The 7,632-nt window shown below is 53.6% G+C and carries 8 protein-coding genes; 4 read left to right on the plus strand and 4 right to left on the minus strand.

The genetic code is table 11. The features are described from left to right. The 4 genes from ABX962_RS24490 to ABX962_RS24505 all read left to right on the plus strand — a co-directional run. Positions 1 to 228 (plus strand): hypothetical protein (locus tag ABX962_RS24490; protein WP_372723184.1); only part of this gene is annotated, 228 nt, incomplete at its 5' end. Positions 229 to 265: 37 nt separating this feature from the next. Continuing rightward, on the plus strand, positions 266 to 661 hold the full coding sequence (locus ABX962_RS24495) for a DUF4112 domain-containing protein (protein WP_372723186.1): 396 nt from the start codon (positions 266 to 268) through the stop codon (positions 659 to 661). Positions 662 to 706: 45 nt separating this feature from the next. Then, entirely contained in the window at positions 707 to 2,110 is a 1,404-nt protein-coding gene (locus tag ABX962_RS24500; RefSeq protein WP_372723188.1) for an ArsB/NhaD family transporter, read from the plus strand. A 14-nt stretch (positions 2,111 to 2,124) separates the two neighbouring features. Beyond that, on the plus strand, positions 2,125 to 3,072 hold the full coding sequence (locus ABX962_RS24505) for a universal stress protein (RefSeq protein WP_372723189.1): 948 nt from the start codon (positions 2,125 to 2,127) through the stop codon (positions 3,070 to 3,072). Positions 3,073 to 3,130: 58 nt separating this feature from the next. Here ABX962_RS24505 and ABX962_RS24510 read toward each other — a convergent pair whose 3' ends face one another. The 4 genes from ABX962_RS24510 to ABX962_RS24525 form a co-directional block, all read right to left on the minus strand. Further along, entirely contained in the window at positions 3,131 to 4,111 is a 981-nt protein-coding gene (locus tag ABX962_RS24510) for a type II secretion system F family protein (RefSeq protein WP_372723191.1), read from the minus strand. A 112-nt stretch (positions 4,112 to 4,223) separates the two neighbouring features. Continuing rightward, a complete protein-coding gene (locus ABX962_RS24515; protein ID WP_372723193.1) occupies positions 4,224 to 5,192 on the minus strand; it encodes a type II secretion system F family protein in 969 nt (322 codons plus the stop codon). A 179-nt stretch (positions 5,193 to 5,371) separates the two neighbouring features. Then, positions 5,372 to 6,691, minus strand: coding sequence for a CpaF family protein (locus tag ABX962_RS24520; RefSeq protein ID WP_339938627.1), 1,320 nt, complete (start codon positions 6,689 to 6,691; stop codon positions 5,372 to 5,374). Between the two features lie 641 nt (positions 6,692 to 7,332). Next, positions 7,333 to 7,632 (minus strand): M13-type metalloendopeptidase (locus tag ABX962_RS24525; RefSeq protein ID WP_372723195.1); only part of this gene is annotated, 300 nt, incomplete at its 5' end.

Raw genomic sequence — 7,632 nt, forward strand, 5'->3', positions numbered from 1 at the left:
ACGCTACGAGGTAAATCCATCCTGATTCAAGGGTCTCGGCGAACCAGCGGTGCGATGGATCAATTCATTCTGACCGACGAGGGTGCGAAATTCCAGAACTTACCGTCCCAAAAAGCCAAGATCCGGGTTTCGCTTACGAAAGACGCGATGCGAGTGGAGATCCCCGGCGAATTACTCTCCGCTGAAACCGAGATCGAGATCCAGTGGATTGATTACTACCGCTCGTAAGCCTATTTCCCCCCTCCTTTTTCAACAGCCATCTTCGATGCCAAACGTCGACCCTAACGATCGATCTCAAAATCCCGACCTGGAAAAACTGCATCGTTTCGCCTCGATGCTCGACGATCGCTTCCACATTCCGGGAACCAATATTCGGTTTGGTTTGGACAGTCTGATCGGCTTGATTCCGGGGATTGGCGATGCAGCGACCGCGGCCAGCCATGGTTATCTGTTTTGGCACGCGTTCCGACTGGGCGTTCGCAAGCGAGTGTTTTGGAAAATGTTGTTCAATGCACTGCTGGATATGTTGGGCGGTGCGATTCCGGTGGCTGGAGACATTTTTGACGTTTATTGGAAAAGCAATCGCCGCAACGCCGACCTGATCGTGCGAGAGCTAAAAAAACAAGGGCAACTCGGTGGTGGACGATCACCCAAGACGTGATAGGTTGTGGGGGCTCGTCATATCCTATCTGCCTGCTCCGCATTGATGAACTATCCGATGGACTTGCTCGCTTCAGCTGTGGAAGAAACGCCGATCGAACCCGCATCGGCTGGAATCATGTTGTTATTCGCGGCGGTGATGATGGCGACCTACGTCGGCGTCGCAATTGAACGGTTTCACAAAACCGTCGCGGCGCTTTGCGGGGCCGCCGTGCTGGTGGTGCTTGGCATCGCGTTGGATCTGTTTCCCTATCCCAAGATCTATGACTTTCTAAAAGAAGATCTGAATATCTTTGGCGTGATCATTGGCACGGGAATCCTTGTCGACGTCGTCGGCAAAAGTGGATTGTTTCACTTTCTGAGTATGTGGATCGTGCGTTTAACGGGCGGCCAAGCGAGCAAGTTGTACCTGACGCTGTGCTTGGTGACGTTCCTGTTCGTCTCGGTGCTGACCATCGTCCCGGCGATGTTGATCCTCAGCTCGTTGGTGCTCGTGATTTGCCGATCACTCGACTACAAACCCGCTCCGTTACTGCTGAGTGTCGCCATTTGTGCCAACAGCGGCGCGATCGCCACGTTCGCAAGCGGATTGCCCAACATCATGATCGGGACCGCAGCGGGGATTCCGTACATGCAGTTTCTGAAAGTCTCGCTGCCCTACGCAGTCATCAGCCTGTTCATCGCCATCGCATTTTTGCGGTTCTTTTTCCGCAACGAATTGCCTTGGAAACAATCCGCCGAACAAAAGGCGGCATTGCAAGATCAAATCGACACGTTTGATCCGTGGGCATTGGTCGAGGATCGCAAAATTTTATTGCGAAGCGCGACCATTTTGATTTTGACCGTCGTCGGTTTTGCACTCGCACAGCAATTGGGCGTGGGGATGGATTTTGTCGCCATGGTCGGCGCGACCGCCGCGCTGCTGTTTGCCGGCAAGGGAGTCGAGGATGCGATTCACAAAGTCAACTGGACTGTGATCCTGTTCTTTATGGGACTGTTTGTCATCATCGGATGTGTCAAACAAACCGGTGCCCTCGGTTGGGTCGCCGAGCAAGTGATCGCGTTGTCCGACAACGAGCTGTCGTTGCTGGTCCCCCTGCTTGGCATATTTTCAGCCGTCGCCAGTTCGATTGTCGACAATATTCCCGTCGCCGCCACGTTGATCCCGATCGTTCAAGACATTTCGGGAGACTCGGTCCCCGCCGAACCGTTGTGGTGGACGCTGATCATTTGCTGCAACCTTGGCGGCAACGGAACGCCGATCGGATCGATCTCGTGCGTGATTGCGATCTATGCATTAAAACGCGAAGCAGGGGTACACATCGGCTGGGGAACGTTTCTAAAACTCGGCGGCAGCATCATGTTGGTTCAGGTTGCCGGGGCGATCGCCTACGTGATGCTGGCATACAACTTGGGCTGGATCCCCGACTTACCACCTCTCGCCCATTGATCGATGGAAACAAAATGAACAACGAATCTGAATCCAATGACCTGGATCGCGAAGTCGATGCATCGATGCGAATGTTCGAGCGATCGAAAGTCGGTCAAGCTGCCGCGATCACGCCGATCGTGCCCGCGCGAGTGCTGTGGGTGCTCGATGGTTCGCCGCAAGACGAAACAGGATTGGCGTCCTCGATTTACTTGCGTGAACGCTTCAACATCGAAACGCTTGTGCTTGACGCACGTGACAGCGTCAGTGGTGATTCGGAATTGGCCGCAAGCATGTGCAACAAGATTTCGGGAGCTCGCCCGATCCGTTCGGCCGAAGGCGAAGCCTATGAAAAGATCCTCGCATCGCTTGATCGCCATGACGTTGATCTGCTGATCGTTCCGTGTCCGTTCGGACGATCGTTCGACCACGTTGGTACCGACAGCGCTGGAACGGTGATCGACGTGCTACTGAGCCGTTGTCCTAAACCCATCCTCGTCAATCGACGTGACGACCAAACGCTCGACGAGTGTTGTCACACCGTATCAATGATCGTGGGCAGCGAATGTGATATGGAACAACGTGCCGCCGGTTGGGTGTTTGGTATGGCAAACGAAAAAGCGACCGTGACCCTCAATCTTGTGATCGAGAAAGAACATTTCGAAAACATCCGTAGCATTCTCGAAGCGATCGATCCGAAAAAGCCGTTCGAGCCGGAACAATTCAGCGACGCTTTGACCAAGACGCACCAAACGATCCACGCAGCCATGGCCAAAACGGCGACCCAGCGTCACCTGAATTACCGCTTGTCGCCTCAAGCCGGCGAGATCGCGCCACCCAATCCGCTGAGTGACAAGCACAAAATGTTGCTCGTCATGCCGTTGGAAGTCGACGATCGATTTGGCCAGGGGTTTGTTCAAGACCGCATTCGTCGCAGCCCGCACCCGGTGTTGATCGTCCCGGGACACATTGCAACGAACTAACCTAGGTCGTTCGGTCAATGTCGGCCAAAACATCGATCATCCTCTGATCCAACGTGGTCTACTGGCTCAACATGTTGCGATACATGCTGATCCCGGCCGGTCCCACCAGGACCACAAAAATGCCGGGGAAGATGAACAAAACGAGTGGGAAAATCATTTTCACCGCCGTTTTAGCTGCCTTTTCCTCGGCAATTTGGCGTCGTTTGGTTCGCATCGCGTCACTCTGAACACGCAAGGCGCTGCCCACGCTTGAACCAAACTTGTCGGCCTGAATCAGAATCGAAGCCAACTGCTTTAGATCATCCACGCCGCTTCGTTGCCCGAGTGCACTGAGCACTTCGCTTCGTGGGCTACCGAACTGCAATTGTTGGTTGGCCACGTTGAATTCTTCACCGATTTGACGATGACTCTTCTTCATCTCTTCGGACACTTTCCGCAGCGCCTGGTCCATCCCCAGACCGGCTTCGACACAAACCACCATCAAATCCAAAGCATCAGGCAGTCCCAAGAAAATTTTCTCTTTACGTTTCTTCGCCAAATGTCCGAGCACAAACTTGGGCAGCATAAAGCCAACGATCAAACCGCCCAGCAATTTCACCAACATGCCTTGGGTCAATCCATCCGTAAAGATTCCCAGCACGCCTCCCAAAAACAAACCGATACATGCGATGATCAGCTGAATTCCCTTGAACACCACTGGCGCGGTATCGCGGCGGAATCCGGCGTTCATCAATTCGACTCGCAACGCCCCCATCTCTTTCTCGGAACCGGTCACGGTATCCTTCAGCGGTGACGTGGCCTTTTCGAGCGCCGCAGCAAGCTTCGCGTTCTTATCTCGTTTCTTGTCGGTCTCGGACAATTCGCTCGGCGCACCTCGCGTGCTTCGCATCGCATCAAGTCGAGCTTCGGCGCGAGGCTTGCTGTCGCCGCTAACGCGTCCGAGCACAACCCAAGCGACCCCCGTCACCCCTACAAAAATTGCGATCGACGTTAGCGTCACTGGATCCAAAGCGAAGGCGAGAATCGTGAATGTATTCATGATAGACAGTTCCTTACAGAACTCGTTCAATGAGATTTAAAATCAAGAGGACTGAGTTGCAAACCGATTGGAAAACCACCGCAACATTCGGATGCGACAGTGACTTAGGACGCTACACTTTGATCGTGATAATTTTCTTAATCATCAACGCACCCAACAACTGCGAGAAAAGTGCACCGCCGAGCATGTATTGACCATATTCGTCGGTGAACAACATCATCACGTAGTCGTAATTGAGTTTCAGCATCACGATGAACAACACAGGAGGCAGTGCGAGCAACACCGCACCACTCATTCGTCCTTCACCGGTCAACGCTTGGATTTGACCTTGAATTTGCAGTCGTTCGCGAACCAGATGGCTGATCTTGTCGAGAATTTCAGCGAGGTCACCCCCGGTTTGACGCTGCAAGATGATAGCCGTGGCAAAGAAGCGAAGGTCCATGTTCGGCACACGAGCCGCCATCCCTTCAATCGCTTCTTCGAGCGGAATGCCAAAGTTCTGCTCTTCAAAAGCGCGACCAAACTCGACCGACAACGGCGCTTCCATCTGCTTGGAAACCAGATCAAAACCGGCGTTCAACGAGTGTCCCGCACGGAGCGAACGCCCCAGCAATTCGAGCGCCTCGGGCATTTGGTTACCGAATTTGTTCAACCGCCGCTTGCGTTTGAAAATCAGCCATCCAATCGGCAATGCAACAAACGCCAAACCGACGATCGGTGCCAACAAAACCGGTAGCGGCGAAACAACGGTCACAACCACTCCAGCACCGACCGCAGCAAAGCAAATCATCGCGAACTGCATCGCGTTCATATTGATTTCAGCTTGCTCGAGATAGTCGTTGAGCCCCGGAACTTCTTCCAAAAACTTTGCCAACGGGTTGGTTGAGTTCTCACCACCGTTGAGCAACAACGATTTGAAATCGGATTCCGGGTTGTTCGTCGCACCACGGCGCGAAGCCATTGCAGCCAGTCGGTCTTCTGCAGACGTCGTGTCCGAGTTTGGCATCAGGACGTTGATGGCAAATGCAACCAACGATGCAACAAACACACCCACGGCGACAATGATGACGATTCCGCTCATGACAAGTAAGCTTTAATTCTCGAGGAAGTGGTTCAGATGTGCCCCGGTGTTCGCATCAACGCGACGGGCACTTGAATACTCTGTTTACTTTGTTTTGTTCAGTCGGGAATGTCGGCTAGGAATCAACCCTCGACCGACACGCTTCCCCCCAAGGGCTTGATACAGGCCCGCTTAGGGTTTTATGCTGGCATGATCACGCGTTCACGGAATGCACTGGCGGGCAAACGCACGCCGGACGATTCCAATTTGTCCATAAACGATGGCCGGACTCCGGTGCACTCGAAGTGACCGAATGCCTTGCCATCTTCGTCAACGCCTTTTTGGACGTAACGATAAATGTCTTGCAGTACGATCGTGTCCTGCTCCATGCCCACCACTTCGGTGATCGCCGTCACACGACGAGGACCGCCTTGCAAACGGTTTGCTTGAATCAAGACGTCAACCGCACCTGAGATTTGTTGGCGAATCGCTTTTACGGGCAAGTCAAAACCGGCCATCATGACCAGCGTTTCCAGACGAGCGATAGCGTCACGAGGTGTATTGGCGTGAATCGTTGTTAGCGATCCATCGTGACCGGTGTTCATCGCTTGCAACATATCCAACGTCTCACCACCACGACACTCACCGATAATGATTCGTTCGGGACGCATACGCAGTGCATTTTTGACCAAGTCGGTCGCAGTCACCGCGCCGGTGCCTTCGATGTTCGGCGGACGTGTTTCCAATCGCACCACGTGGTCCTGTTGCAGTTGCAATTCCGCCGCATCTTCGATCGTCACGATACGGTCTTCGTGGCCGATGAACGAGGAAAGCGTGTTCAGCAGCGTCGTTTTACCAGAACCGGTACCCCCGGCGATAATCATATTCAAACGTGCTTTAATACAACCTTCTAACAACATCACCATCTCAGGTGTGAAGGCTTTGTAATTCAGCAGGTCTTCGAGTTTCAGTGGGTTGCTACCGAAACGTCGAATCGAAACCGCAGCTCCATCAAGCGCCAGCGGAGGAATGATCGCATTCACACGCGAACCGTCTTCCAAACGAGCGTCCACCATCGGACACGTTTCGTCGACGCGGCGTCCGACTTTACTCACAATGCGGTCAATGATTTGCAGCAGATGCTTGCCGTCACGGAACTCGACGTCCGTTTTTTGCATCCGGCCGCCTTTTTCGACGTAAATGTTTTTGGGACCGTTGATCAGAATATCGCTGACCTTGGGGTCTTTCAAAATCAACTCGAGCGGCCCGAGTCCGAGTACTTCGTCAAGCACTTCGTCAATGATGCGATCGCGTTCCTGACGGTTCAACAACGTGTCTTCGGCATCACAAAGGTGCTCGACCACCAGGCGAATTTCGCGAGTCAGCGTTTCGCCCTTCAGTTCTCCCACACGCGAAAGGTCTAGCTTATCGACCAACTTCCCGTGAATGCGACGCTTGATCTCTTCGAACTGATGCTGACGATTGACTTCAGGTTTGGCTGTTTGTGTACCAGATCGCATGACTGGAAGTTCCCCGGTGATTGCTCAGACAATGTTTTATTCGACTTCGACTGCCATCCCTGTTTCCAAAACAAGGCTCAGATACGAAGCACGCCGCGCGAATCATCTCGTGCCATGATCCGCTCGCCGCCCGTCAACAAATCAACGGGGGGTGCGGTAACGTCATGATCGAATGACCCACGAAAACATAGACCACGATTAAGGCACAGGTCGCCCAAACCGCACAAATTACGCTAGAAGGTTCCGGATAGAGAGAATTTGCCGAAGTAATCCAACGTCACTCCATCACCGAGTCACGTCGCATTGTTCCGGTCCTAGCGAATGCAACGACCGCCCTAGCGAATGCCCCCCAAAGAAAGGCCCCCAAAGAAAAGGGACGCTCAGGGGCAGAGACAACCCGGTCGGTAGCGGGCAGTTGAGAATCCCCGGGGGGGATGTATGGCCATGCAACTGCCAATGTTCAAGAGACGCTCGGGCGAAAATAGCTCGCGCGAAAATAGCTCGCGCGGCAGGACGTCGCGTGCGGAACTTGAACCAAGTCACCGCCGCGACCGCCATGCGAAAGTCGTTGCGACCTTCGTTACATCCCTTCTTTCGGTGGCACCGATCATTTTTTTCGGCAGCACCGATGCCACGTGAACTTACCAAATGCGGACCCGTTCCTCCGGCGGCAGGTACAACGGATCACTTGGCTTGACCTCAAACGCCTTGTACCAAGCATCCATGTTGCGAACGATTCCGTTGACACGGTACTCACTCGGGCTGTGTGGATCGGTAATCAATCGTTTCAACAACTCTTGCTCGCGATACAACCGTCGCCAAATTTGCGACCATCCCAAAAAGAAACGTTGGTCCCCGGTCAACCCATCGATCACGGGTGCCTCATTGCCATCGAGCGACAGTTGGTAGGCCTCGTACGCGAGACTCAATCCGCCCAGATC

Source organism: Novipirellula sp., assembly GCF_041583735.1.
Lineage (GTDB): Bacteria > Planctomycetota > Planctomycetia > Pirellulales > Pirellulaceae > Novipirellula.